Annotated in this window: 23 protein-coding genes, 1 tRNA gene and 3 pseudogenes; 19 read left to right on the forward strand and 8 right to left on the reverse strand. The window is 62.2% G+C overall.

Features of this window, described 5'->3' with window-relative positions; all coding sequences use genetic code 11:
• Nucleotide 1: 1 nt before the first annotated feature.
• Nucleotides 2–1,438 (reverse strand): flagellar hook-length control protein FliK, encoded by a 1,437-nt coding sequence (locus tag ACX3OW_RS10455; protein ID WP_459095712.1) that lies wholly within the window; start codon nucleotides 1,436–1,438, stop codon nucleotides 2–4.
• Between the two features lie 257 nt (nucleotides 1,439–1,695).
• Between ACX3OW_RS10455 and mnmA the strand changes: the two genes are divergently transcribed.
• The gene (gene mnmA / locus ACX3OW_RS10460; RefSeq protein WP_459095713.1) at nucleotides 1,696–2,847 is read left to right on the forward strand and encodes a tRNA 2-thiouridine(34) synthase MnmA; all 1,152 of its coding nucleotides are present in this window, start codon (nucleotides 1,696–1,698) and stop codon (nucleotides 2,845–2,847) included.
• Between the two features lie 168 nt (nucleotides 2,848–3,015).
• Here the strand turns inward: mnmA and ACX3OW_RS10465 are convergent, their stop codons facing one another.
• A complete protein-coding gene (locus ACX3OW_RS10465; protein WP_459095714.1) occupies nucleotides 3,016–3,216 on the reverse strand; it encodes a hypothetical protein in 201 nt (66 codons plus the stop codon).
• 141 nt (nucleotides 3,217–3,357) lie between these two features.
• Between ACX3OW_RS10465 and ACX3OW_RS10470 the strand changes: the two genes are divergently transcribed.
• The 3 genes from ACX3OW_RS10470 (at nucleotide 3,358) to ACX3OW_RS10480 (ending at nucleotide 6,764) form a co-directional block, all read left to right on the forward strand.
• A complete protein-coding gene (locus ACX3OW_RS10470; protein WP_459096092.1) occupies nucleotides 3,358–3,870 on the forward strand; it encodes an RNA polymerase sigma factor in 513 nt (170 codons plus the stop codon).
• Nucleotides 3,871–4,064: 194 nt separating this feature from the next.
• Nucleotides 4,065–5,885 (forward strand): vWA domain-containing protein, encoded by a 1,821-nt coding sequence (locus ACX3OW_RS10475; protein WP_459095715.1) that lies wholly within the window; start codon nucleotides 4,065–4,067, stop codon nucleotides 5,883–5,885.
• Between the two features lie 189 nt (nucleotides 5,886–6,074).
• A complete protein-coding gene (locus ACX3OW_RS10480) occupies nucleotides 6,075–6,764 on the forward strand; it encodes a hypothetical protein (protein ID WP_459095716.1) in 690 nt (229 codons plus the stop codon).
• Nucleotides 6,765–6,948: 184 nt separating this feature from the next.
• Here ACX3OW_RS10480 and ACX3OW_RS10485 read toward each other — a convergent pair whose 3' ends face one another.
• On the reverse strand, nucleotides 6,949–7,899 hold the full coding sequence (locus ACX3OW_RS10485) for a ring-cleaving dioxygenase (RefSeq protein ID WP_459095717.1): 951 nt from the start codon (nucleotides 7,897–7,899) through the stop codon (nucleotides 6,949–6,951).
• Nucleotides 7,900–8,167: 268 nt separating this feature from the next.
• Between ACX3OW_RS10485 and ACX3OW_RS10490 the strand changes: the two genes are divergently transcribed.
• The 7 genes from ACX3OW_RS10490 (at nucleotide 8,168) to ACX3OW_RS10520 (ending at nucleotide 17,276) form a co-directional block, all read left to right on the forward strand.
• Nucleotides 8,168–8,244 (forward strand) — tRNA-Met (locus ACX3OW_RS10490).
• Nucleotides 8,245–8,967: 723 nt separating this feature from the next.
• Nucleotides 8,968–11,031 carry a hydantoinase/oxoprolinase family protein gene (locus ACX3OW_RS10495; protein ID WP_459095718.1) on the forward strand — a complete coding sequence of 688 codons (2,064 nt, stop codon included), beginning with the start codon at nucleotides 8,968–8,970 and terminating at the stop codon, nucleotides 11,029–11,031.
• 17 nt (nucleotides 11,032–11,048) lie between these two features.
• Nucleotides 11,049–12,824: a hydantoinase B/oxoprolinase family protein gene (locus ACX3OW_RS10500; RefSeq protein WP_459095719.1), complete on the forward strand. Its 1,776-nt coding sequence runs from the start codon at nucleotides 11,049–11,051 to the stop codon at nucleotides 12,822–12,824.
• A 22-nt stretch (nucleotides 12,825–12,846) separates the two neighbouring features.
• Nucleotides 12,847–14,409 carry a sugar ABC transporter ATP-binding protein gene (locus tag ACX3OW_RS10505; RefSeq protein WP_459096093.1) on the forward strand — a complete coding sequence of 521 codons (1,563 nt, stop codon included), beginning with the start codon at nucleotides 12,847–12,849 and terminating at the stop codon, nucleotides 14,407–14,409.
• A 21-nt stretch (nucleotides 14,410–14,430) separates the two neighbouring features.
• Entirely contained in the window at nucleotides 14,431–15,444 is a 1,014-nt protein-coding gene (locus ACX3OW_RS10510) for an ABC transporter permease subunit (protein ID WP_459095720.1), read from the forward strand.
• Between the two features lie 76 nt (nucleotides 15,445–15,520).
• Nucleotides 15,521–16,450, forward strand: a complete 930-nt coding sequence (locus ACX3OW_RS10515; RefSeq protein WP_459095721.1) for an ABC transporter substrate-binding protein — start codon at nucleotides 15,521–15,523, stop codon at nucleotides 16,448–16,450.
• 64 nt (nucleotides 16,451–16,514) lie between these two features.
• Entirely contained in the window at nucleotides 16,515–17,276 is a 762-nt protein-coding gene (locus ACX3OW_RS10520; RefSeq protein WP_459095722.1) for an SDR family NAD(P)-dependent oxidoreductase, read from the forward strand.
• A 100-nt stretch (nucleotides 17,277–17,376) separates the two neighbouring features.
• Here the strand turns inward: ACX3OW_RS10520 and ACX3OW_RS10525 are convergent, their stop codons facing one another.
• Nucleotides 17,377–18,033, reverse strand: a complete 657-nt coding sequence (locus ACX3OW_RS10525; protein ID WP_459095723.1) for a GntR family transcriptional regulator — start codon at nucleotides 18,031–18,033, stop codon at nucleotides 17,377–17,379.
• A gap of 199 nt (nucleotides 18,034–18,232) precedes the next feature.
• On the opposite strand from ACX3OW_RS10525, the gene ACX3OW_RS10530 reads away from it, so the two are divergent.
• The 5 genes and pseudogenes from ACX3OW_RS10530 to ACX3OW_RS10550 all read left to right on the forward strand — a co-directional run.
• Nucleotides 18,233–19,033 (forward strand): SDR family oxidoreductase, encoded by an 801-nt coding sequence (locus tag ACX3OW_RS10530; protein ID WP_459095724.1) that lies wholly within the window; start codon nucleotides 18,233–18,235, stop codon nucleotides 19,031–19,033.
• A gap of 31 nt (nucleotides 19,034–19,064) precedes the next feature.
• The gene (locus ACX3OW_RS10535; protein ID WP_459095725.1) at nucleotides 19,065–20,003 is read left to right on the forward strand and encodes a beta-keto acid cleavage family enzyme; all 939 of its coding nucleotides are present in this window, start codon (nucleotides 19,065–19,067) and stop codon (nucleotides 20,001–20,003) included.
• A gap of 38 nt (nucleotides 20,004–20,041) precedes the next feature.
• Nucleotides 20,042–21,256 carry a glycerate kinase type-2 family protein gene (locus ACX3OW_RS10540; RefSeq protein WP_459095726.1) on the forward strand — a complete coding sequence of 405 codons (1,215 nt, stop codon included), beginning with the start codon at nucleotides 20,042–20,044 and terminating at the stop codon, nucleotides 21,254–21,256.
• A 28-nt stretch (nucleotides 21,257–21,284) separates the two neighbouring features.
• Nucleotides 21,285–21,833 carry a gamma carbonic anhydrase family protein gene (locus ACX3OW_RS10545; protein WP_459095727.1) on the forward strand — a complete coding sequence of 183 codons (549 nt, stop codon included), beginning with the start codon at nucleotides 21,285–21,287 and terminating at the stop codon, nucleotides 21,831–21,833.
• Nucleotides 21,834–22,037: 204 nt separating this feature from the next.
• A pseudogene (locus tag ACX3OW_RS10550) lies at nucleotides 22,038–22,175 on the forward strand (IS3 family transposase); the annotation flags it as partial.
• Between the two features lie 51 nt (nucleotides 22,176–22,226).
• Here ACX3OW_RS10550 and ACX3OW_RS10555 read toward each other — a convergent pair.
• A complete protein-coding gene (locus tag ACX3OW_RS10555) occupies nucleotides 22,227–22,439 on the reverse strand; it encodes a carboxymuconolactone decarboxylase family protein (protein WP_459095728.1) in 213 nt (70 codons plus the stop codon).
• Nucleotides 22,440–22,464: 25 nt separating this feature from the next.
• Here ACX3OW_RS10555 and ACX3OW_RS10560 point away from each other — a divergent pair, with 25 nt between their 5' ends.
• Complete coding sequence (locus tag ACX3OW_RS10560) at nucleotides 22,465–22,632, forward strand: hypothetical protein (RefSeq protein WP_459095729.1); 168 nt, start codon at nucleotides 22,465–22,467, stop codon at nucleotides 22,630–22,632.
• Between the two features lie 188 nt (nucleotides 22,633–22,820).
• Here ACX3OW_RS10560 and ACX3OW_RS10565 read toward each other — a convergent pair.
• Nucleotides 22,821–22,954 (reverse strand): annotated as a pseudogene (locus tag ACX3OW_RS10565) (alpha/beta hydrolase); the annotation flags it as partial.
• Between ACX3OW_RS10565 and ACX3OW_RS10570 the strand changes: the two are divergent.
• Complete coding sequence (locus tag ACX3OW_RS10570; RefSeq protein ID WP_459095730.1) at nucleotides 22,930–23,364, forward strand: IclR family transcriptional regulator domain-containing protein; 435 nt, start codon at nucleotides 22,930–22,932, stop codon at nucleotides 23,362–23,364. The pseudogene ACX3OW_RS10565 and the gene ACX3OW_RS10570 sit on opposite strands and share 25 nt — an antisense overlap.
• 105 nt (nucleotides 23,365–23,469) lie before the next feature.
• On the opposite strand, the gene ACX3OW_RS10575 is transcribed toward ACX3OW_RS10570, so the two are convergent.
• Nucleotides 23,470–23,637: a hypothetical protein gene (locus ACX3OW_RS10575; protein ID WP_459095731.1), complete on the reverse strand. Its 168-nt coding sequence runs from the start codon at nucleotides 23,635–23,637 to the stop codon at nucleotides 23,470–23,472.
• 26 nt (nucleotides 23,638–23,663) lie between these two features.
• On the opposite strand from ACX3OW_RS10575, the pseudogene ACX3OW_RS10580 reads away from it, so the two are divergent.
• A pseudogene (locus tag ACX3OW_RS10580) lies at nucleotides 23,664–24,116 on the forward strand (oligopeptide/dipeptide ABC transporter ATP-binding protein); the annotation flags it as partial.
• 83 nt (nucleotides 24,117–24,199) lie between these two features.
• On the opposite strand, the gene ACX3OW_RS10585 reads toward ACX3OW_RS10580, so the two are convergent.
• Nucleotides 24,200–25,021, reverse strand: a complete 822-nt coding sequence (locus ACX3OW_RS10585; RefSeq protein ID WP_459095732.1) for an IclR family transcriptional regulator — start codon at nucleotides 25,019–25,021, stop codon at nucleotides 24,200–24,202.
• Nucleotides 25,022–25,023: the final 2 nt, after the last annotated feature.

Below are 25,023 nucleotides of genomic sequence, written 5' to 3' on the forward strand. Positions count from 1 at the left end.
CTTATGCGAGAATGTTGACACCGCTGGCACTGAGATTGCCGCGGTAAAGGTTGACGGTCGGGGGCGGCGCCTCGTCGGCAGTCGCGGCCAGCTCGGCGTCGAACAGGGAGCGGCCGCCATTGCCGTCCTGCTGGCCACCGCTGAAAGGGTTCTGCTTGAGCGAGAATTCCAGATTGGTCTTGGCGCCATCAAGGCCCGCCTGCTGCAGCGCCCGTTCCAGCCCGCGCTGGTCGCGCTGCATCAGATCGAGCGTTTCGGCCTTTTCCACGGTCAGTCTGGCATTGACCTTGCCGGAGGCGTCGATATCGAGCCGCACATCGATCTTGCCCAATTCGGCCGGGTCGAGGCGGATCTGGAAGCGGGTATTGCCGTCGCTGACCTGGCGCACCAGCTCGAAAGCAAGCTGGGGCAGGTTGAGCTGTTGCTGGTTGGTCTGATAGCCGGCCTGCACCACGCGCGGCGCGGCCACGATATCGGCGCGCGCTGCCGGCGCGGACTGGGTCGCGACGGGTGCCTCGGGCTGGGTGTCGACGGCAGCGGCAACCGCCGTGGGGCGGGCATCCACCGGCTTGCGGTCATCGGGCTTGGCCTCGGCGGTGGTGCCGGTGGGCTGGGGCTTGAGCGGGGCGTCGGCGGGCTCGGCGTCGGGATCGGTGGCAATGTCGGCTTTGCCCTTGCCGGTCAGGGCCGGCTCGGTCAGCTTGAGTTCGGGCGTCGCCAGCACGGGTTCGGCCGGCTTGGGCGGGGTGGTGAGCCGGGACAAGGCGGCCTCCAGCTCGGCGTCATCCGGCAAGGTCAGCTGGTCGTCGCCATTGAGCGCCGCGAGCAGGGCGGTAAGCTTTTCGCCCAGCGTCTTGGCTTGGGCGCTCAGCGTCGCGTCGGTGGTGGCCGCGCCGTCGAGCAGGGATTTGGCGATTGGGCCCAAAGCTGCGGTCAGCCGGGCTTCGAAACTGGACTCATCGGTTGCCAGCGCGGCGAGATCGCCGAGCACGGGCAGGGCATCGAGGTCGAGGCCGAGCGCTTCGCTCAGGCTGGTCAGCGCGGCGTCGAGGCGCTTGAGGGCTTCAGCATCGAGCGGTTCGCCGGCAGCGAGCCGGGCCTGCAGGTCGGCCAGGCCGTCGATGATTTCGGCGAGTAGCGGCGCGGTTTCCGGCGCGGCCTGGGCTGGGATGACGGCATCGATGACGGCGGCAATCGCGTCGGGGTCGTCCTGGCGCTGGGCCTCGTCGCCGCCGGAGCCGGCAGACGGCGTGGTCGGGCTGCGCTCGATAGCGGGTTCGGGCTTGGCGGCGGCAGTCGCTTCGGCCGGCTTGGCGGCATTGCCCACCAGCGCAGCAAAAACATCACGCGCGCCACGATCCGCCCCCGCAGCGCCATTGAGGCTCTTGCTGGAGGTGATGCCGGCGACGGCGCTGGTAACGGTCAGATGTGATGCCACGCAAGCGGCCCCGTAAAAGTGAGACTAGTCCGCCAGAGCTGATGCAAGTGTGGTGCCAAGTTGGGATGTGGTGAAAATCGACGCAAAAACAATGGCTTGATGGCGCGGGCGTGAAAGTGGCTCAGGCCCCGGCGGCAAGAGCTGCTGCGGCAGCGGCAATTGTTGCCGGGCGGTGGCGTTGCAGCCGCGCCGAGAACAGCGTAAAAGCCGCCCACTCGTCCGCTGGCCCTTGAACCCACCCGGATACTGGAACACACATGTTGAACTCGCTTGATATTGCCAAACGTCCCGAAGACACGCGCATTGTGGTCGCGATGTCAGGGGGCGTTGATTCCTCGGTCGTTGCCGGCCTGTTGGCCCGACAGGGCTATGACGTCGTCGGCGTCACACTGCAGCTGTACGACCATGGTGAAGCCACCCATCGCAAAGGCGCGTGCTGTGCCGGGCAGGATATTCACGACGCGCGCCGGGTCGCTGCCGCGCTTGGGATTCCCCATTATGTGCTCGACTATGAAGAGCGCTTCAAAAAGAGCGTCATTGCGCCCTTTGCCAATGCCTATCAGCAGGGGGAAACCCCGGTGCCCTGCATTGCCTGCAATCAGTCGGTCAAATTCGTCGACCTGATGGCAGTGGCGCGGGATCTGGGCGCCGATGCGCTGGCGACCGGGCATTATGTGCAGTCGCGGCTGGGTGACGATGGGCGGCGGCAGTTGTTCCGCCCGGTCGATGCCGAGCGCGACCAGACCTATTTCCTGTTTGCCACCACCCAGGCGCAGCTGGATTATCTACGCTTCCCGCTGGGCGGGATGAGCAAGGCCGAAGTGCGCGAGCTGGCCCGCGACATGGGGCTCGAAATCGCCGAAAAGCACGACAGTCAGGACATCTGCTTCGTGCCGCAGGGCAAATATTCCGACATCATCCGCAAGATGCATCCCGAGGCGGTGGCGACCGGCGAGATTGTGCATCTCGACGGCCGCGTGCTGGGCACGCATGAGGGGATCGTCAATTACACTATCGGCCAGCGCAAGGGTCTGGGCGTGGCGGCGGCCGAGCCGCTCTATGTCATCAAGCTGGAGCACAAGACCGGCCGGGTGATCGTTGGCCCGCGCGAGGCGCTGAAGACCCATACGGTGCGGTTGCGCAATGTGAACTGGCTGGGCGGCACGCCGCTGAGCCAGCTGAGCGCCGGCAATGGCGCGCCAGTGGAAGTCAAGGTGCGCTCGACGCGGGGGCCGCAGCCGGCGGTGATCCAGGAACGCGATGGCGAGGTGTTCGTGACGCTGGTGTCGGGCGAATATGGGATTTCGCCGGGGCAGGCCTGCGTGTTTTACGCCGATGATACGCCGACTTCGGAAGTCTGGGGCGGCGGGTTTATTGCCGAGGCGGTGCCGCAGGTGTTTGCGGCATAATTTGCCTTCAGCATCCAAAAACGCGATGTCATCCCGGCCTTGAGCCGGGACCCATCTTGAGATGGTTGCAACGGCGCGATTTGGGGATGGGCCCCGGCTCAAGGCCGGGGTGACACCGTGGATGGGGCGTGTTTTGTTTGCCCCTCCCAAGGGGCGAGGGGTGGGGCGCTATTGGGCGGCCGGAGCCTCGGCCGGGGCCTCAACCGCGGCGGCGTCTTTGGCGGCGGTGCTGGCTTCCTTGAGTTCCTGGTAGGAACTCAGCCCGCCCATGGCGGTGGAAATGGCGATCAGCACCAGTGCGGCGCCCAGGATCAGCAGCACGATACGCGAGCGGGTCAGCGCGAAGGGGCTCAGCTTGGGTTCGTCCATCGGATCAGCCTTCAAATAAATCTGCGCAAAGCACCCAAGGACTGGGCGCGCACCAGCGTCTTATCACTACAATGCAGCCGACTCTAGGCAGAGATGGTGATGGAGCTCTATGCCGCAGCGCCGGCCGAGGCAGCGAACGCGGTGACGCGGGCGCTGGTGGTGCGTGCGCAAAATGGCGATCCCGACGCCTTCTCAGAGCTGCTTGAGAGCCATTATGACCAGATCTTTCGCACCGCCTGGAAATGGTGCGGCAATCGCGCCGATGCCGAGGATATTGCCCAGGATGTCTGCGTCAAGCTGGGTGCGGCGCTTGCCGGATTTGACGGGCGCAGTGCGTTTTCCAGCTGGGTCTATCGCATCACGCTCAATGCGGTGCGCGATCTGCAGCGGGCTGGACAACGGCGCGGCAAATATGCCGATGCCTATGCCGAAGTGACGCCGGACGAACAGCCCGCCGACCAGGAAGAGGCCGCCACCAGCCGCCAGCTGTGGATCGCCGTGCGGGGCCTGCCGGAGAAGCAGCGCGACGCGGTGCTGTTGGTCTATGCCGAAGAATTGAGCCACGCGGACGCGGCCGAGATCATGGGCATTCGCGAGGCCACGGTGTCCTGGCATGTGCATGAGGCCCGCAAGACCCTGAGGGGGCTGCTATGAGTGACCACGATCCCCTGAACCGGCTAGAAGGTGCGACCACGCCCGCCCCGCATGCGGATGCTAAAGCGCGTGCGCTGGCGGCGGGCCGGGCCGCGTTTGCCGCCAGCCAGCAAAAAACCGCCCCGACGCCCCAAGGAAGTCATTGGGGCCAGCGTCTCAAATCCATCATCAGCTCCTCCAAAAGGATTTCGATCATGGATTTGCGTCTCCCCATTGGCACTGCCGCCATTGCGCTGCTCGTGCTGCCGCTTGGCTATCAGCTCTATACGACGACCTCGATGACTCCCGCCGAGAGCGTCGCGGTGCCGCAGCAGGTCGAGATCGCGCCGGCGCCGGCCGACGTGCCGGTGGCCACTGCCCAGACCAAGGCGGAGGCGCCCAACATCGCCGCCCGGCCCGCCCCCGAAATGGCGCGCCAGCCGGCGCCGAGCATCGCCCTCGACAGCAGCGTGGCCAACCGGGTGCAGTCGATGGCGCCTGCCGGCGCCATGGCAGAGAGCGAGGCGCTGTATGCGCCAGCGCCCATGCCCGTCGGCGGGGCAATGCCGAGCGAGCCGAGCGGCGACCAGTTCACCAGCTTTGACGAGCAGCGGCTCAAAATCGTGGCCGATGAGCCGGTGTCGACCTTCTCGATCGATGTCGATACCGCCAGCTATGCCTATGTGCGGCGGCTGCTGGAGGACGGCTATCTGCCCGGGCCCGATGCGGTGCGCATCGAGGAGCTGATCAATTATTTCCCCTATGATTACAAAGCTGCCGAAAGCGCCGCAGTGCCGTTCCAGCCGAGCGTGGCGGTTTATCCGACGCCGTGGAACCCCAAGACGCAATTGCTGCAGATCGGCATCAAGGGCTATGTGCCGGCGGCTGGCGAAGACAGAGCGAGCAATCTGGTGTTCCTCATCGACACCTCGGGCTCGATGGATGCGCCGGACAAGCTGCCGCTGCTCAAGCGCGCCTTTGGCCTGCTGGTCGATCAACTGTCGGGCAATGATAGTGTGTCCATCGTCGCCTATGCCGGCTCGGCCGGGGTGGTGCTGGAGCCGACCTCGGCCACAGACAAGGCCAAGATTTTGGGCGCGCTGGACCAGCTGTCGGCGGGCGGCAGCACGGCGGGCGCCGAGGGGATTACCCTGGCCTATCGGCTGGCCGAACAGGCCAAGGTGAGCGGCGGCACCAATCGGGTGATCCTGGCCACCGATGGCGATTTCAATGTCGGGATCGATGATCCTGAGGCGCTCAAGGACTTCATCAAGCTCAAGCGCGATAGTGGCGTGACGCTATCGGTGCTCGGTTTTGGGCGCGGCAATCTAGATGACGCGACGATGCAGGCGCTGGCCCAGACCGGCAATGGCAATGCCAGCTATATTGCCAGCTTCCGCGAGGCGCAGAAGGTGCTGGTCGAGGAAATCGGCGGCACGCTCGACATGATCGCCAAGGATGTGAAAATCCAGGTCGAGTTCAATCCGGGCGTGGTCAGCGAATATCGGTTGATCGGCTATGAGACGCGGGCGCTCAACCGCGAGGATTTCAACAATGATGCGGTGGATGCCGGCGATATTGGCGCCGGGCATACCGTAACCGCGCTCTATGAAATCACCCCGGTGGGTTCGGGGGGCGAGCTGGTTGATCCGCTGCGCTATGGGCAAGCGAGCGAGACGGCGGCGGCGGGCGATGAAATCGCCTTCCTCAAGATGCGCTACAAGCTGCCGGACAGCGATGTCAGCCAGCTGATCGAAACGCCGGTGACGCCGAGCGTGGTCTATGGCGATATCGCCGAGGTTAGCGACGACATGCGCTTTGCCGCCGCGGTGGCGGCGTTTGGGCAGAAGCTCAAGGGCAGTGACTATGGCAGCGCCATGGACTGGGACGGGGTGGAGGCGCTGGCCCGCTCGGGCAAGGGGGCGGATGAGGCTGGCTATCGGGCGGAGTTTATCCAACTGATCAAGACGGCGGCGCTGCTGCAGCGGGATGGGGCGAGCAAGGCGACTGGCGCGGACAACGCTATCACGCCCTGACGCATTCTATGCGGCTGGTGTTGCCCCGCCCACGATGTCACCCCGGCGAAAGCCGGGATCCATCCTGAGATCTCAAGATGGATCCCGGCTCAAGGCCGGGATGACACCGTGTTTTTGATCGTCTCTACAACCCCAGCGCCATCCTCACCCAATCATGTACAGTGCCGCTCCCAATCCCCGGAGGCCGCGTTGCGCAATTTCGATTTCAGTTCCTGGCAGGGCGTGCTCACCACTGTGCTCGGCCTGGCCATGTTCACCCTGATCGGCATCGGCATTCGCCTGCTGATGATGGTCACCATCCAGCAGCGGCAGCAGCGGCAAAACCGGCAGATCAACGAGCGGCTGAAGACGCTGATCGCCGCCTATAAGGTGCTGGGCGGCTCGTTCACCGGCACGCTGACGGTCAGCCCGATCCATTTGCGCCAATTGCGCCGCGATGAGGCCGAAGGCGATGCGGTGGCCGAACCCACTGGCGATGGCGATGGCGAAGGCTCGGACCGGACGCGGCGGATTCGCGATGCGGTGGAAGCCTCGCTGTCCGACATCATCCTGCTGGGCACCGAGGAGCAGGTGCGGCTGGCCGAACAGGCGGCGCGCGAACTGGTGGCTGGCCGGCCGGTGCATACTCATGATCTCGTGGTGTCGCTGCGCAATTTCATCCGCAAGGCGCTCGATCTTGACGGCATTCCCGCCGATCTCACCATCCCGATGCAGGGCCCGACCCGCCCCGGCAGTGCCGGCGGCGGCGGGCGCGGCAAGGGTGAAGGCGGGCAGGGTAGTAGTGGTGGCGGTGGCGGCGGCGGTATGGGTGGCGGAATGGGTGGTGGGGGCATGGGCGGTGGCGGTATGGGCACCGACGACCCGACCCCGCCGCGCTAGCCAGCCACAAAAAAAAGCCCCCTCCCCAGCGGGGAGAGGGCGGACCAGCGCTTTACAGGATCTCGTCACACCGTCACCACCCGGCTTGTCCGGGTGGTCCAGGGATGCGTGAACATCGCTGGATTGCCGGGACAGGCCCGGCAATGACGGTTGAACCAAGATCCAGGCCTAGACAGGCATCGTCTTACACCAGCGGCTTCAAGCCGGCTTCGATGCTGGCGCGGCGGCCTTCGAGGAAGGGCGGCAGGGCCAGGCTTTCGCCCAGGGTTTCCAGCGGCTCGTCGGCGGTGAAGCCGGGAACGTCGGTGGCGATTTCGAACAGGATGCCGTTCGGCTCGCGGAAATAGAGCGAGGTGAAGTAATAGCGCTCCACTTCGCCGCTCGAGCGCAGGCCGGCCTGGGTGACCCGCGCGATCCACTGGCGCAGGCTATCCTGATCCGGGGTGCGGAAAGCCACGTGATGCACGCCACCGGCGCCGGGACGGGCGGGCGACAAGCTCGGATCGACCACCACATGCAGTTCGGCGCCGGGGCCGCCCGGACCCATCTCGAAGACATGGGTTTCGGGGGTGTGGCTGGTCATGGCGTAGGAGCGAACCTTGCGCATATTCATCACCTGGGTCAGCACCGCCTCGGTGCGATCCAGCCGCGGCACGGCCATGCTGATGGGCCCGAGGCCAATGATCTGGCGCTCGACCGGCACCGGGCTTTTGGCCCAGGGCTTCACCTTGTTGGCGGAGTCGATCACCATGCGGAAGCGCTGGCCCTCGAAATCCTCGAAATCGAGCGAGAGCTGGCCATTGCGCTCCTTGATGGCGCTGGTGCCGACATTGTGGGTCTGCAGATGGTCCTTCCACCAATTGAGGCTGTCCTCGCTATCGACGCGCAGACCGGTGCGGCTCACCGTGTGGTTGCCGCGCTTTTCCGGTGCCGCGTCGAAGTCGAAGAAGGTCAGATCGGCGCCGGGCGACGCCACGCCGTCACCATAGAACAGGTGATAAGCGGTGGTGTCGTCCTGGTTGACGGTCTTCTTGATCAGCCGCATGCCCAGGGTCTGGGTGTAGAAGGCGAGGTTCTTCTTGGCCTCGGCGGTGACCGCCGTGAGGTGATGGATGCCTCCGAGTTCGAGCGTCATGTTTTGTCTCCTGCTGTCGGCGGGGTTGGGCGCCGCTGTGTTGAGCTAGATGTAGGCCAGACGGGACGGTTTGTGCAGACGGACAATTTCGACAGACTGGTGTCGATTATCGAACGATGGATAGCGGGCGTCGGCGCACCCCGTTCCGGCGCCCAGAAGCATGCGGCGACGAAATGGTGTGTTGAATCATCGTCACTGGTGTCTTGACAGCACGGCGTGCTAAACTTAGGTAAGTCGCGTCGCCGGGGAAACCCGCGCAGCCCCTTGAGGCGGAGTAGCTCAGTTGGTTAGAGCGGCGGAATCATAATCCGTGTGTCCCCAGTTCAAATCTGGGCTTCGCTACCAAATTAGCTGATTAAATTCAGCCACTTAGAGAGGGCCGTTGGTCGAATGACCAGCGGCCCTCGTTTTATTTCTATCCCCAGGAAATACGGGCTATTCCGGCGTTTTCCGTGGAAGCACGGCAAGTCCACGGCACACGCGTTGGCACATGATCCGCGACTTTTCGTGGAGAAGAAGATCGTGTTGAGGGGGAAGAAGGCGATCCGCCCACCCTCACCCACCCCCAGCTTCATCAAATCTGGGGCAAGCGCCGCAGGCGCTAGCGGACAAATCCGCAGTCAAGTCTGCCTCAGGCCCCGTCCTCAAAATGTGCGCGACAGCGCAAGCGACGCCACATCACCATTCTGGTCCAGCCGTCGCGGACCAGATCGAGCCAAGCGACATTATGAGGAAGGAAGAGGCAGACGACCTTGGCGCTAAGCCACAGTGCATCCAGGCCACGAAAGTCTGAGATGAGCCGGAAGCGACACGTCCTTGGCGACAGTAACACCTCGGTTCTCGGACCTAAACCTTCACGGTCGCGATTTCAGCGTCGAATCTGCCTTCTTTCCGAGCGGTCGCAGCGCGCGCAGGCTGCTTCATAAATGGGCATTCGAAAAAATCGACTGCACATGCATCACTAATGCCTTGACACGAACTCGCCCAAAGTCCTCAATGTGATCATTGATCAAAAGTCGCTTGGCGATTTGGTCAGCGTGTAGTTGAGCAGTGGATGGGAGTGTCCCAATGGGCATGCGTATGTCGTGTGATACGGGCGGAACGTTTACCGATCTTGCGGTCGCGACCGATGATGAGATCAGAATTTTCAAGAGCCTGACGACCCCGCATGATCCGGTTGAGGGCATTCTCAATGCCATCGGCCTAGCTGCGATCCACTATGGCCTCGACACCGTTGACCTGCTTTCGAGCGTCGAGAGCTTTATGCATGCCACGACCCGATCGCTCAACGCAGTGCTGACTGGAAACGTCGCCCGAACAGCATTTCTGACCACCAAAGGGCATCCGGATATCCTGGTGATCCGAGAGGGTGGTCGCTCGGACCCGTTCGACTACTCGATGCCCTATCCTTCGCCCTATGTGCCGCGTTCGATGACCTTTGAGATCGACGAACGCATCGGCCCGCACGGCGCCATTATTCAGCCACTTGATGAGCAGGCGGTGGTCGACCTGCTGTGGCAGGTGCGCGAGCGCAATGTCGAAGCTATCGGCGTCTGCCTGATGTGGTCGATCTCCAATGGTGCGCATGAAAAGCGCGTCGGCGAGTTGATCGAAAAAACCTTGCCGGGCATTCCCTACACGCTGTCCCACCAGCTTAATCCCACTCTGCGCGAGTATCGCCGCGCGTCGGCCGCCTGCATGGATGCGTCGCTGAAGCCGACCATGCATCACTATCTTAGCAGCCTGAAATCCCGGCTTATCGGCGCTGGCTTTGCCGGCCGGCTGTTGATGGTGACCTCGCAGGGTGGGGTCATGGACGCTGACGCAGTGGCGGCGGCACCAATCCATGCTCTTAATTCCGGTCCGGCCATGGCGCCCGTTGCCGGGCGGTTTTACGCCAAGCGCGATGCGGGCAGCGATGTGGCCATCGTCGCCGATACGGGCGGCACCAGCTATGACGTTTCCATCGTTCGACAGGGGCGTATTCCGCGTACCAAGGAGACGTGGATCGGCCAGCCGTTCCAGGGGCACATGACGGGATTTCCCTCGGTTGACGTGACCAGCGTTGGTGCAGGCGGCGGCTCGATCGCCTGGGTGGACGAGGGCGGGCTGCTGCATGTTGGTCCCCAAAGTGCGGGCGCCATGCCGGGACCGGTCAGCTATGGACGTGGCGGCACGCTGCCTACGGTTACCGATTGCTCGCTGATCCTCGGCTATCTCGATCCGGGTTTTTTCCTCGGCGGTACGATGCTGTTGGACGTGGAGAGTGCCCGCAAGGCGCTCGATATCAACGTCGCCCAGAAGCTCGGTGTGAGCATCGAAGACGCCGCTTTGGCGGTCATGTCACTCACGACAGAGAAGATGGTCGGCGCCATCGAGGATATCACCGTCAATCAAGGTATCGACACGTCATCTGCCGTGATGATTGGTGGGGGCGGGGCCGGTGGTCTCAATGCGGTTGCCGTCGGTCGGCGCCTGGGCTGCAAGTCGGTGCTAATCCCGGAGACTGGCGCGACCTTGAGCGCCGTCGGCGCATTGATGTCGGAACTCTATGGCGAGTTCACCAAGGTCAGCTACATGACCAGCGCGGATTTCGATGCCGCGGCGGCCAATGCTGTCATTGCCGAGTTGAAGGCCAAGTGCCGAGAATTTATCGAAGCCTATGGCCATGGCGCGGTCTCGACTTCGATCGAGGTCGCGGTGGAGGCGCGCTATCCCAAGCAGGTCTGGGAAATTGAGATTGGCGTACCCGACGACGATTTCAGCAAGCCTGATGTGCTGCCGACGCTGATCCAGGCCTTCCATGCCGAACACCGGACGCTGTTCCAGATCTCTGATGATCAGTCGGGCATCGAGATTATTGCCTGGCGCGCCTATGTCCGCTGCAAGCTGCAGAGTGAAAGTGCGCACAAGACGATCACCGTGACGGGTGAGCCCCAACAGTTGCACCGGCCTGTCTACCTCGCTGGCGAGGGCTGGACCGATGTCGAAGTGCGCCGTGTCGACGAGATGGCGCCGGGTGTGGCCATGGCAGGTCCCGCCATTGTGGAGTCGCCTTTCACCACCGTTGTCATCGATCGGGGGACCATCGCAAGCCGCAGTACGGCCGGCGGCCTCGTGGTGCAGCTATGATTTCGGGGAATTCTGACATGACCAAGAGCAATGCAAATTCCGGCGTGCAGATGGCAATTTTGGCCAGCCGTATCGACGGTATCGCCCGCAAGATGGCCAACACCCTGTTCCGAACGGCACGTTCTGGCGTGCTGAACAGCGGCCATGATTTTTCCTGCGTCGTGCTCACCGCCGATTTTCGCCTCATCGCCGGCGCTGTCAGCCTCCCGGCCCACGTCATGGCCGGTCCCGATGAAATTGCGCGTTATGTCAGCCAGATGCACCCCGAGATGCGGCGCGGCGATGCGTTTCTGCACAACTCGCCCTATCACGGCAACTCGCACGCCGCCGACCATTGCCTGGTCGTACCGGTTATCGATGACGATGGCGTGCATCGCTACACGGTGATCGCCAAGGCCCACCAGGCCGACTGCGGTAACTCCAAGCCGACCACCTATATTGGCGACGCGGCCGACGTATACGAAGAGGGCGCGCTGATTTTCCCGGCGGTCCAGATTCAGCGCGATTACAAGGATATCGGCGACGTCATCCGCATGTGTCAGACCCGCATCCGCGTTCCAGATATCTGGTGGGGTGACTATCTCGCCTCACTTGGAGCGGTGCGCATTGGCGAGCGGGAACTGCTGTCACTCGGCAAGGAAGTTGGCTGGGATCGGCTGGCCAACCATGTTGAAGAATGGTTCGACTATTCGGAACGCCGCATTGCCACGGCGATCGGTCGCCTCCAGAGCGGCTCGGTGACGGTCTCTTCTACCCACGATCCGTTTCCGGGTGCTCCAGATGGCATTGCTGTCGAGGTCAAGCTGACACTCGACGCCGAGGCCGGGCGCATCGAGATCGACCTGCGGGACAACCCGGACTGCCTGCCGTGCGGCCTCAACCTGACCGAGGGTACGTCCCGCAGCGCAGCGCTGGTTGGTGTTTTCAATGGTCTGGGTGATCACACCATTCCGGCCAATGCCGGCTCGTTCCGGCGCCTGACAGTTCACCTGCGCGAAAACTGCGTTGTTGGCATTCCACGTCACCCTTTCAGCTGCTCGGTCGCTACAACCAATCTGGCAGACCGGGTTGCCTCGCCGGTGCAGCGCGCCATCGCCCAGATTTCGCCCGGCTTTGGCATGGCCGAGGGTGGTCCGATCTTCCCGCCGGCTGGCGGTGTGATTTCGGGCAATGACCCGCGGCGCGGCAACACTGCCTATGTGAACCAGGTCCACCTGGGGATCACGGGCGGGCCGGCTACCCCCAGCCAGGACGGCTGGTTGACCCTGATCCACGTCGGCAATGCGGGCCTATGCCGCCACGACTGCATCGAGGTCGACGAGTTGAGCTATCCGATCACGGTCTGGGAACGACGGATCCTTTCCGACACGGCTGGCGCTGGCAAGTTCCGCGGCGCGCCCTCGGTTAGAGTGGAATTTGGTCCGTCCGAGAATGCCAGCATGCGCGTGTTCTACAATGCTGACGGGATGATCAATGTCGCTCAGGGCGCTGTTGGCGGTCTGCCCGGTTCTGCCACCGGCGCGCTCAAGCGTCTCAACAACGGCAGTCTGGAGCAGCAGGAAGCCTGCGGTGGCGTTTCGCTCAGCCAGAACGAACGCATTGTCTCCATCTCTTCCGGTGGCGGCGGCTATGGCCTGCCGTTCGAGCGCGACGAAGCTTCGGTCGCCCTCGACGTCAGCGAGGGCTACTTCACCCGGGACAAGGCGGAAGAGCTGTTTGGCGTGGTGCTGACCGAGAACGGCGCCGTCGACCAGCAAGCAACCGTCACCGCGCGGCAGGCGATGCGCGCCTGATCGAGGGGAGAAAGGCATGGCCATGACCCATTTTGCCCAGACCGATACGGATCGGCCGGCACTGCTGGAGATGCGCAATATCAGCAAGACGTTCGGCGTCTTGCGAGCGCTCAAGGATGTGTCCCTGTCGGTCCATGCCGGAGAAATCCATGCATTGATGGGCGAAAATGGTGCTGGCAAGTCTACGCTTATGGGCATCCTGTCGGGGAATACCCCGGCCGATGCCGGCGGCCAGATCCTGATGGACGGCCAGCTGCGCGACGTGCGCAACCCCATAGATGCCCGCAAGCTGGGCATTGCCATAATTCACCAGGAACTTGCCCTGGCCGAGAACATCACCGTCATGGACAACATGACGCTGGGCAATGAGCCATCGCACTGGGGCATCCGCTCCCGTGCTCGGCTCAAGGCATTGTGTCAGCCGGTGTTGGAACGCTTGGGACTGGCTTGGGCGCGCGATCGCAAGGTCGGTACCCTGTCGGTTGCCGAGCGGCAGATGGTGGAGATCGGCCGCGCCCTGATGCTCGACGCGCGGGTGCTCGTCATGGACGAGCCGACGACATCGCTGTCTTCGCGCGAGACCGACCGGCTTTTTTCCATTGTGCGCCAGCTCCGCGAGGAGGGTAGGGCGATCGTTTACATCAGCCACCGGATGAACGAGATCTACGATCTGGCCGATCGCGTGTCGGTGCTGCGGGACGGCGCCTATGTCGGTCAGTTGCAGCGGGACGAAATTGCTGCCGACCGTCTCGTCGCCATGATGGTTGGGCGCGACATTTCAACTTTTTATACCAAGGACGGCGATGCCCGAACCGACCTGTCGGCGGCGCCGGTGGTGCTGTCGGTGCAGGAGCTTGGCGACGGTGACTGGATTGGCCCCTGCAGCTTCGACATTCGTGCCGGCGAAGTGCTCGGTCTTGCCGGGCTCGTCGGCGCCGGACGAACTGAACTCGCGCGCCTGATCTTTGCCGCTGATCGTCCGCGGAACGGGTCGATTTCGCTTAATGGCAAGCTGTTGGCGCTGTCCGAGCCGGTGGATGCGCTGGAAGCGGGGATCGCCTACCTGACTGAGGACCGAAAAGGGCTGGGGCTGCTGCTCGACATGTCTGTGCGCAGCAACCTCAACCTCAACGTCATCGCGGACGACGCGAGTGCACGATTACTTCTGGATAAGTCCAAGGCCAAGCAGCGTTCTGCCGACGCCATCAAGGCTATGGCCATCCGCGTTCACGACGATCGCACCCTGGTCGGCACCCTTTCGGGCGGCAACCAGCAAAAGGTGCTGCTGTCACGTCTCCTGCAGCGCAATCCGTTTGTGCTCATTCTCGATGAACCAACGCGCGGGGTGGATGTCGGCGCCAAGTCCGAAATCTACAAGATCATCAGCGGTCTCGCTGCCGCAGGCGTTGCCGTGCTCGTCATTTCCAGCGAGCTACCCGAAATCATCGGCATTGCCGACCGCGTACTGGTGATGCGCGAAGGCCTGATCGCCGGCGAGTTGGGCGGCTTCACCGGTCTGTCCATCACCCAGGAAGCCATCATCAGCATTGCGACCGGCTCCGCGCCAGCGTCAGCGACCGCCTAGAACAGATCCAAAGGAAAAGCCATGCAGAGCCCATCTCAAACCGCGGCGGCGTCGGAAAAGCAGGCGCATGTCGGCTCCTTCATCCGGGCTGTCGGCATGCTGCCGATCCTGATCCTGCTGGTCATCGTCTTCCAGTTGCTGAGCGGCTATCTGCAGACGGGCGATCTCGTCGCCGCGTGGGGTTCCGGACGCGTGGTATCGGTCCAGAACCTTTCGATCGTGGCGCAGCAGGCGTCCATCAATATTGTGCTCGCGGCCGGCATGACCTTTGTCATCATTACCGGCGGGATCGACCTGTCGGTGGGGTCCGTGCTGGCAGCCGCGGCTATGGTCGGCGTCCTGGTTTCGCTCGATCCCAATATCGGAGCTTTTACAGCCGTCGGACTGGCGCTGGGCATGGGCCTGCTGCTCGGGATGGCCAATGGCACGCTGATCTCTGTATTCAAGCTGCAGCCATTCATCGTGACGCTTGGCGCACTGACGGCCGTACGCGGCCTGGCTCGACTTATCGGTAACGACCAGACCGTATTCAACCGAGACTTGCCTTTCGCGGCCATTGGCAATGGTAATTTTTTCGGCGTGCCGTGGATGGTGATCATTGCACTGGCCGTGGTGGTCGTCTCCTGGTTCATCCTGCGCTTCACCGTGCTCGGCGTGCGGATCTATGCGGTTGGCGGCAATCCCAAGGCAGCTCGATTGAGCGGTATCCGCGTGTGGCAGGTAATCCTGTTTACCTACGGCATGTCGGGCCTGTTGGCCGGGCTCGGCGGGGTCATGTCGGCCTCGCGTCTCTATGCGGCCAACGGCCTGCAGCTGGGGCAATCCTATGAGCTCGATGCGATTGCGGCAGTGATCCTGGGCGGCACCCGCTTTGTCGGCGGCGTGGGTTCTATCTGGGGAACGCTGGTTGGAGCCCTGATCATCGCCGTGTTGACCAACGGCCTCGTGCTGATCGGGGTCAGCGACGTCTGGCAGTACATCATCAAGGGTTTCGTGATCATCGGAGCGGTCATTCTCGATCGGCTCCGGCAGTAGATGACGCTCCCACCTAGGGCGGGGCGGTCGTGTCCTCAGGGCGCGGCCTGAAGGTTAGGCAACAAGGAATAGACCAATGAAAGCGACTATAATCTCAGCACTCGCCGTCCTTGCCTTGAGCAGCGTGGCCGTGCATTCAGCAGAAGAACTAACCTCTATCGGCATATCCGTAGGGTCGCTGGGCAACCCCTATTACGTCGCCTTGGCCAAGGGTGCAGAAGACGCCGCCAAGGCGATCAATCCCGATGTTCGCACCACGACGCTAGGCTTTGAGCTCGACCTCAACAAGCAGTTCGAGCAGATCGACAATTTTATTGCTGCCGGCGTTGACCTGATCGTCATCACAGCGGCCGATCCGGTTGCCGTCGAGTCAGCCGTGGCCCGCGCCCAGGCCGCCGGCATCAAGGTGCTGGCCGTCGATACCGGCGTTGCCAATGCCGATATCGTTGTCACCACCGACAATGTGAAAGCCGGCGAAATTGCCTGCCAATTCATCGTCGACGAGCTCAAGGGCAGTGGCGATGTGGTCATTCAGAACGGGCCACAGAATTCGGCGGTGATCGACCGCATCAATGGCTGCAAGGCAGTGTTCGCCGCCAATGCCGGCATCAACGTTCTGGCGGACAATCAGGACGGCAAGAGCTCGCGCGATGGCGGCATGGCAGTGATGCTGAGCGATCTGACGCGATTTGCTAATATCGATGCGGTGTTTGCCTGCTGCGATCCGCAGGCCCTGGGTAGCGATCTGGCGGCCAAGCAGCTCGGCCGTGGCGACATCATCATCACTTCGGTCGATGGTGCTCCCGATATCGTGGAAGCCCTGAAGGCCGACACGCTGGTGGAGGCTTCGGCCAGCCAGGACCCCTATGGCATGGCGCAGCTTGCCGTGAAGATGGGCTATGACCTGATGAACGGAACAGTGCCGGCCGAAAAGCTGATCTTGGTTGAGCCCAAGCTGGTGACCCGCGCCAATGTCGACGAATACAAGGGCTGGACCGGCAACTAAGCCGATCCAACACCAACGATGCCGGGCGGTTGCCGCCCGGTATTTTTCAATCTGGAGCTGAGCAATGGGTGAGCTGACTGGCAAGGTTGCCTTGGTAACCGGTGGCAATGGCGGGATTGGCTTGGCCATGGCACGCGCATTGGCCGGCGCGGGAGCGACAATAGCCATCGTTGGTCGCGATACGGCAAAGAATGCCGCGGCGGTTGAGGTTCTGACGCATCCCACTGCTCCGCCGCCCTTGGCTCTTGAGGGAAACATGACAGATGAGCAGAGTGTCAAGGCGACACTGGAACGCGTTGTCACGCAGTTTGGCGGCCTCGACATTCTGATCAACAATGTCGGCACCAATGACCGCAAGTTGCCTCAGGATTACGATCTGGCTGAATGGAACGCCCTGATATCCATAAACCTGACATCGGCCTTCCTGGTCTCACAGGCGGCATATCCCCTGATCTGCAGGCGCGGTGGCGGCAAGATGCTGAATGTCGGCTCGATGCTGTCGATCTTTGGATCGGCTATGTCTGCCCCCTATGCGGCTGCTAAAGGTGGAGTCGTTCAGATGACCAAGTCGTTGGCGCAGGCCTGGGCCGGGCAGAACATCCAGGTCAATGCGATTCTACCGGGCTGGATCGATACCGACCTTACGGTTGGTGCCAAGCAACAGATCCCGGATCTGCACGAACGGGTGCTCGCCCGAACACCTGCGGGTCGCTGGGGCCGGCCGGAAGACATTGGTGGCGCAGCACTATTCCTCTGCTCGTCGTCGGCAGATTTCATCACTGGCGTCAGTCTGCCGGTCGACGGAGGCTATTCGTCCGCCGGCTAAAGCGCGTCGCGATCTTTCAGATTCGCTCTATGCGCTTTAGGCCATTGTTTTTGCGCATGTCTTTATCCCGAAACCGGTTCCCACTTTCGGCAGACAGGCTCTAGACCAGAGCCAGCAGGGAATCCATGCCGTCCTTGATATCGCTGGTGATAGCCTTCTCCGCCGCGTCGGCATCTTCGTTGCGCAATGCATCGAGCGCCGCTTCGTGCATCATGTTGGAGTAGCTGTACTGCCCTTCTTTCTGCAGCAGGTGGAATGAAGGGCCGACACGCAGCCAAAGGGTCTCAATAGCACTGAGCGCGGTCTCGGAGGCCGCCTGCTTGTAGATGGTGAAATGGAACTTGTAGTTGGCGCGCACGTAGACCGCACGGTCCATCGACTTGGCGGCCGCTTCCAGTTCGGCAAGTATCTCGGTCAAGACGGCGAGGAAGGGGGCATCGACGCGCTCCGCCGCCCATCGCGCAGCGGCCGGCTCCAGTAAAAGCCGGACGCGGCGCAGGTCTCTCAGCCGCGCCGCATCAAGGTTTGGCACACCAATGGTGCGGCCGGACACCACCGTCAGGGCATTCGCCGCCGTCAGCCGCTTGAGCGCTTCGCGCACCGGCATGGCGCTCACACCGAATGCATCCGCCAAGCCATTAATGGTGACCAGCTGACCCGGAGCGATGCTGCCATCAAGAATGAGCTCGCAGAGCCGCTTATAGACATGTTCATGCATTGTGGAGTGGGCAATGGGCGTAATTGGCAATGTGCTCATTCGTGCTTCCCGAACCGGCCAGGTCGATTCGACTGCGGCCACCTATTGCACCTTAAGGGAAAAAAACCACCGCTTGAAGAGGTGTCGATATTTGATCTATGATCAAAAGTATCAAGAGACAGCGAACGTCTCCTCTCTAGTCAAATTGGTGTCCCATGTTTTCCATAAGCCATGCTGCCCTTTATCGCGGAGGTCTGCGGTGACAGACTATCTCTCACCCGTGAAAGGCTTGGCGGGGCTTGCCGGCCAACGCGTTATCGTTACCGCTGGAGCCGGTGGCATCGGGCTGGCTATTGTACAGGAGTTGGCTGCGCACGGTTGCCGGATCGCCATCTGTGACGTGTCCCAGGCCGCGCTCGCCAACGTTCAGGCGGAGTTCCCCGAGGTTTTCGCGATGCAAGCCGATGTGTCCGATGAGGTCGCTGTGTCCGACTTTTTTGGCGCCGCAGCAACAGCGCTGGGCGGACTGGATGCGCTGGTAAACAACGCGGGCATTTCCGGCCCCACCGGGGGCATAGAGGATATCGACCCGCAGGAATGGCGGCGGACCATCGACATTTGCCTGACCGGTCAATTTTTGTGTGCCCGTGCAGCAGTTCCCTTGCTGAAAGCGGCGGGCGGCGGCGCGATCGTCAACATGTCGTCGTCGGCCGGCCGGCATGGATATGCATTCCGCACGCCCTATTCATCGGCAAAATTCGGCGTTGTCGGGCTGACCCTGAGCCTCGCCAAGGAACTCGGACCCAGCGAAATCCGCGTCAATGCCCTGCTGCCGGGTATCGTTGCAGGCCCGCGCATGGAAAAAGTGATTTCTGATCGGGCAGGTCAGGTCGGGGTGCCGGTCGAGGAAATGCGCGAACGCTACATGCAGAATATTTCCATGCGTCGCATGGTCGATCCGGAAGATGTCGCGACCACCACCGCGTTCCTGCTGTCGCGTGCCGGTCGCAATATTTCCGGCCAACTCATCGGCGTCGACGGCAACGTCGAGACGCTCTGACCCTCCCCAAATTTCAAGCGAGAATCCAGTCATGTCCAAGGGCAGACCTGTCATCATTACCTGCGCCCTGACGGGTGCCATCCATACCCCCAGCATGTCGCCATATCTGCCGGTGACAGCCGAGGCCATCATCGCCGAGGCTCTCGCTTCGGCTGAGGCAGGCGCCGCGATACTGCATGTGCATGCGCGCAATCGCGCCGACGGTCGGCCAGATCAAAGCCCCGAGGGCTTTGCCGAACTACTGCCCTCCATCAGCGAGAATACGAATGCTGTGGTCAATCTGACCACCGGTGGCAGCCCCTTCATGAAAGTGGAAGAGCGCGTCAAGCCCGCCGTTCAGTTCGCGCCGGAACTTGCCTCGCTGAACATGGGCTCGATCAATTTCGGGCTCTATCCGATGCTGAGCAAGTATAAGGAATTCAAGTATGACTGGGAGCGCGAACATCTCGAAAACAGTCGCGACCTGATCTTCCGCAACAGCTTTGCCGACATCGAATACGTGTTGGAGGCCTGCTACGAGCAGGGAACGCGTTTCGAGTTCGAATGCTACGATATTGCCCATCTCTACAACCTGGCACACTTTGCCGATCGAGGCCTGCTCAAGGGGCCATTTTTCATCCAGTCGGTCTTTGGTTTGCTCGGGGGCATCGGCACCCACGCTGAAGACGTCATGCACATGAAGCGGACTGCGGATCGTCTGTTCGGCGGTAACTTCCAGTGGTCCGTACTGGGAGCCGGATCGAGCCAATTCCGTATCGGTGCACAATCTATCGCGATGGGTGGGCACATTCGCGTCGGCCTCGAGGACAGCCTGTGGATCGGCAAGGGCGAACTTGCCAAGTCCAGCGCCGACCAGGTGCGCAAGGCCGTGCAGATCATCGAAGGCCTCGGCTTGAGCGTGGCGACGCCTGACGAGGCCCGTACCCTGCTCGGGCTCAAAGGTGCTGGCGCCGTCAAGTTTAACGGCTGAAGCGAGCACTGAAAATGCCCTCGAGCTCCGAATTCCGATTGCGCCGCATCTTCGATGCGGCCTTGGCGGCTGCCTTGCCGGAGGGCAAGTTCGACGGCAAATTGCCCCCGCCGCCAGTTGGCCGCACCATTGTTTTGGGGGCGGGCAAGGCGGCGGCCAGCATGGCTGCCGCCTTCGAGGCTGCCTGGGAACATCCCTGCGAAGGGCTTGTTATCACCCGTTATAGACATGGCACCCCAACGCGGCACATCGAAGTGGTCGAGGCTGGCCATCCCATTCCCGATCTAAGCGGCCACGCCGCGGCAACGCGCATCATGGACCTGGCACGCTCCGCCGGGCCCGATGATCTCGTCGTTTGCCTCGTGTCTGGTGGTGCCTCGGCGTTGTTGAGCCTGCCCGCGGACGGCGTCACCCTTGATGACAAACGCCGGATTAATAGAGAATTGCTGGCCAGTGGGGCACCGATCGGGCAGATCAATTCCGTGCGGCGCTCGATGTCTGCTATCAAGGGTGGACGGTTGGCCGCGCTGGTTGCTCCAGCACGCCTAGTCACCTATCTGATCTCCGATGTGCCGGGCGATGCACCTCACGACATCGGCTCAGGCCCGACTTTCTCCACCGCCTCTAACCCCAAACGTGCACTTGACCTGCTGGATGGCTACGCCATCGCCACCCATGTCGATCTCAGGCAGGCGATCCTTCGCAATGTCGTTGAGTTATGCGGTGCACCGCCTGTCTGGCATATGCTCGCGACGCCCGTCGATGCGCTTGCGGCAGCAGCACGTTGCGTGGAAGGCTTGGGCTATCGTGCCATCATGCTGGGCGATGCGATCGAAGGCGAGGCGCGTGAAGTTGGCCGCGCCTTTGCCGCTATCGCAAGCTATCACGCGGACCAATCCGCCCGCAGCGGCCCCGTTGCTCTGATCTCGGGCGGTGAAACGACCGTGACAGTGCGGGGCACTGGAAGGGGTGGGCGTAATACCGAGTTCCTGCTCGGCTTGGTTGCGCAACTTGGCCAGCGGCGCGGGATCAGCGCACTGGCCTGCGATACCGATGGCATCGACGGCATCGAAGACAATGCCGGAGCTTGGATTGATCTCGGCGCCATCTCCAATGACGACGATCAGTCCATTGCGCGACACCTCGCGAACAACGACTCATATGCCTATTTTGCCGCTCAGGACCGGCTGATCATGACCGGCCCAACCCGGACCAACGTCAACGACTTTCGCCTTGTGCTGATCGAAGCCTAGGCGCGTACCGAAAACCGGAAAGAACGTCATGCCCTGTTCTGCCCTGGATGGCGTCAAGCCGCAGATCGACCCAACCTGCTGGATCGCGCCGACCGCAGATCTCATAGGCCGGATCAGGCTGCATGGTCAGGTGAGCATATGGTTTGGCGCTATTTTGCGCGGCGACCATGAAATGATCGACGTGGGGTCCCAAAGCAATATCCAGGATGGTGCTGTGCTCCATACAGACCCTGGCTTCCCCCTCAGTGTGGGGCAGGCGTGTACGGTCGGGCACCGGGCTATCCTGCATGGCTGCACGATCAGTGATGGCACGCTTGTCGGGATGGGCGCGACGATTCTCAATGGCGCGACTATCGGGGCACAGAGCCTTGTCGGTGCCAACGCCCTGGTAACGGAGGGCAAGAATTTGCCCGATCGCTCTCTTGTCGTCGGGTCGCCTGCAAGGGCCGTCCGCGTCCTGGCACAAGATGAGGTGGATCGGATCCGTAGCAATGCTCTCAGCTACGTCGCAAACGCCTGCCGCTATTCCGACACGCTTGAAAGCCTTCGTGGCTCTGTCCGTGACTACAAGATGTAGGCCTCGAGGTCTTCTATGGCGAAACGGCACGTCTCAAGTACCTACTTGTGGTGCCAGCATTTGGAGGAAAGCGAACGGTCGATGATGTCCGATATGGAACGTATTGCAGAAGGGGAAGTGATTTGGCACTTGCCGTCTGGTCTGCCCCCACAGAAGTGGTCCTTTTTGAAGTATGGGATATTCCCCTTTTGAAAGGATACGCAGATGGCTAGGAAACGTCCGACGGCCGAAGAGATCGTCACCAAACGTCGGTAGGTCGATGTACTGACCTCGCAGGGAAAAACGGTCGCGGAGGCTGTGCGCGCGATAGCCGTGACGGAAGTAACCTATTGCCGGCACCGAGTTCTCACACAGCCTCGGCGGGGAAGGAGACCAGCAGCTTTAGGATGGCACCTAGTGTTGCCGGACATTCGCGTGAAGCCTTGCCGTGCCCCAGCCGGCGTAGAAGGCGAGATGAGTGACGATCTCCGAAACTTCGGTGGCGGTGACGCCATTGGCCAGGGCCCGCTCCAGTTCGGTCGCAAGGTCGGCCGCATAGTTGCGTGCAACAAGTGCCGAAATCGTCAGGATGCTGCGGTCGCGCGGCGCCAAGTGCTGGAACGGCACGCAGGCCTACAGCGAAAGCAAGTTCTTGGTCGCCGCGCTGGCTTTGGCGGTCGCGCGCCTGCGGCCAGACATTTTCAGCAATGCGGTCGATCCCGACTGGGTGCCGACCCGGATGGGTGGCCAGGGTGCTCCGGACGATCTTGAACAGGGCGCCACAACTCAGGTCGCGCCGGCAGCAGGCACCATGGCCTAGCCGCACTGTTGGGGCAATATTTCTACCATCTTTAGACGCGCGAGCCGGAAACACAAACACGGGGCCTTCGCGTGCAGGATCGCGTCATCGACTTATGCAGCAAGCTGTCCGGGCTGAGCATTACCTGAAGCCTTGTCGCCGTAATGCGAATGCCGACGCCTTGCCAGAGACAAGGCGTCGGCCACAAATTATGCGCTCAGGTGCTGCTCGAAAAATGATTGCAGTTTGTCGAACGGTATCAGGTCCACCTGATCGTACAGATCAGTGTGGGTGGCGCCTGGATAGTCAGGAGCTCCTTTGGCTCCGCCGCAGCCTCATACGCCGGCGCTTGGTGGTTACGCGACCTCGCTCGGCCTGGTTCTGCTTTCGGGCCAGTCTCGCGACGCACAGGAGCAGTACTTGGCCAGGGGGCCGTTCAAGCGATACACATCTCGCACCAATTTCGATCCCATCGAACTGGTGGCTCTGTTGGGCAAAGCCCGGCTCGATGGCTACGCGACGGTTCAGGACCAACTGGAATATGGCGTGATTGCAGTGGCTGTGCCGGTAATGGACCGGGCGGGGCACGTCGTCGCGGCCATAAACTGTTCTGCGCTGTCGGAACGGGTGGATTCCGAAACGCTGATACGGACACGTGTTCCTGCACTTCAGGCCGCGTCGCGCCAGATCAGCCAGGCGTTGGATCGCCATCCTGCGCTGGTGCACTCGGTATTGAGCAGCGTCAACGCGTAGCTGCGGGTCTCGGCTTCAAGCCGGTTGACCAGATCGAGCGCGACGAGGAAGCGCCGCGCGTGCCGTTGCCGATGCACGCCCGGGTAATGGCGCCTAGCCGGGTGTTCAATATCCGGTGCCGAACGTTGCCCCGACGACGGGGGCTTTCTTGAATTTTCCGGCCAGTCCCGCAAGGGCGCTGGAAAAGAGCGTCACATCAGTGCCCACGGCCACGAAGGTCGCCCCCAATTCGAGATAGCGCGCTGCCAGCGTCGGGTCGGCGGCCGGAAGCAATATCGAACCGCCGCGTCAGGCCCCGCGCCCGCGCCCTGGCGCTGGAGCCCAAGATTATCGTGGCTGACGAGGCCGTTTCGGCGCTCGACGTTTCAATCAAGGGGCAGGTCGTCAACCTGTTGCTCGATCTGCAGCGCGATCTGGGCCTGTCCTATATCTTCATTTCTCATGACATGGCCGTAGTGGAGCGGGTCAGCCACCGGGTTGCGGTCATGTATCTCGGGGAAATTGTCGAAATGGGGCCGGCAGCGGCGATTTTCGCCAATCCGCAGCACCCCTATACCAAAACCCTCATCGCTGCCGTTCCGACACCGGACCCTCTGTTGCGGGATCGGAGCCGTAGGGTGCCGGCAGGCGACATAAAAAACCCGATCCGGCCTGCGGACTACCAAGTGCCGATCCGCGTATACCGGACTGTAGCGCCAGACCATGTCGTGCAGGTATGGGGCGCCGAATGGGAGCCCGGAGCAACGGCCTAAAGCCAGCCGCGACGGGCCGGTCGTGCAACGAAAGTGTCGGCCCGCCGCAAACGGGATCATTGCCGTGGGGCATGGACCTTCCGCTAGGCATTTTCTTGGGGCATACGGCCGCCCATGGCGATGGTGATTTCGGCAGCGGTTTCTTTGAGCAGATTGCCCAGCGCCGACAGGCGGCCATCCGTCAGGCGGCGGGCAAGCCCGGACACTGATATCGCGCACATTGGTTCGGCGCAGTGATTGTAGACGACCGCGGCCACGCAGCGCAGACCCAACAGGTACTCTTCGTCGTCCACCGCATAGCCCAATTCCCTGACCGCCATGAGCTGCTTCCGCAATTCACCGGGTGTCCTGATGCTTTTGGGGGTGGGGGTTTTTAGCCCTTCGGCCTTCAGGAACGAGGACAGGTCGTCATCGTCGTAGGAGGCCAGCATGGCCTTTCCCATACCAGAGACTGTGAGCGGCGCGCGCCCGCCGACATTGGAGATGGCGCGCATGATCTCGCGGCTTTCCACTCTGGTCAGGAAGAGCAATTGCCCGCGGTCAACAACGCCGAGATTGGCCGTCTCCTTGGTCTGGTCGCGCAGGCGGCGTAGGTACGGCGTGAGATGAGCCGCGAAATTGCGATGCTTGGCAAAGGCACTGCCAACGACAAAGGCCTGGCTGCCAATATGCCAGAGATTGGTGTGCATCCCGAACTGGACGAAACCATGCCGCTGCAAAGTGGTCATCAGCCGGTGCGTTGTGGACAAGGACAGGCGTGTGGTTTTCGCGAGGTCCGTTAGCCGCAGGCCATCCTCGTTGTCGGCCAAGGTTCCAAGCAGGCCGATCGCGCGATCGATCGATTGCACGCTGCCGGTGGAGTCGGCGCCAGGCACGCTGCGCTTCTTCGAATTCTCGTTCATCATCA

The organism is Devosia sp. A449 (genome assembly GCF_054489375.1).

Bases quoted from the DNA above. Each gene is read 5' to 3' on its own strand.
- ACX3OW_RS10520 (WP_459095722.1), top strand. From the start codon at position 16,515: ATGGGTGAGCTGACTGGCAAGGTTGCCTTGGTAACCGGTGGCAATGGC.
- ACX3OW_RS10545 (WP_459095727.1), top strand. From the start codon at position 21,285: ATGCCCTGTTCTGCCCTGGATGGCGTCAAGCCGCAGATCGACCCAACC.
- ACX3OW_RS10515 (WP_459095721.1), top strand. From the start codon at position 15,521: ATGAAAGCGACTATAATCTCAGCACTCGCCGTCCTTGCCTTGAGCAGC.
- ACX3OW_RS10500 (WP_459095719.1), top strand. From the start codon at position 11,049: ATGACCAAGAGCAATGCAAATTCCGGCGTGCAGATGGCAATTTTGGCC.
- ACX3OW_RS10585 (WP_459095732.1), bottom strand. From the start codon at position 25,021: ATGATGAACGAGAATTCGAAGAAGCGCAGCGTGCCTGGCGCCGACTCC.
- ACX3OW_RS10495 (WP_459095718.1), top strand. From the start codon at position 8,968: ATGGGCATGCGTATGTCGTGTGATACGGGCGGAACGTTTACCGATCTT.
- ACX3OW_RS10510 (WP_459095720.1), top strand. From the start codon at position 14,431: ATGCAGAGCCCATCTCAAACCGCGGCGGCGTCGGAAAAGCAGGCGCAT.
- ACX3OW_RS10465 (WP_459095714.1), bottom strand. From the start codon at position 3,216: ATGGACGAACCCAAGCTGAGCCCCTTCGCGCTGACCCGCTCGCGTATC.
- ACX3OW_RS10485 (WP_459095717.1), bottom strand. From the start codon at position 7,899: ATGACGCTCGAACTCGGAGGCATCCATCACCTCACGGCGGTCACCGCC.
- ACX3OW_RS10475 (WP_459095715.1), top strand. From the start codon at position 4,065: ATGGATTTGCGTCTCCCCATTGGCACTGCCGCCATTGCGCTGCTCGTG.
- mnmA (WP_459095713.1), top strand. From the start codon at position 1,696: ATGTTGAACTCGCTTGATATTGCCAAACGTCCCGAAGACACGCGCATT.
- ACX3OW_RS10535 (WP_459095725.1), top strand. From the start codon at position 19,065: ATGTCCAAGGGCAGACCTGTCATCATTACCTGCGCCCTGACGGGTGCC.
- ACX3OW_RS10505 (WP_459096093.1), top strand. From the start codon at position 12,847: ATGACCCATTTTGCCCAGACCGATACGGATCGGCCGGCACTGCTGGAG.
- ACX3OW_RS10525 (WP_459095723.1), bottom strand. From the start codon at position 18,033: ATGAGCACATTGCCAATTACGCCCATTGCCCACTCCACAATGCATGAA.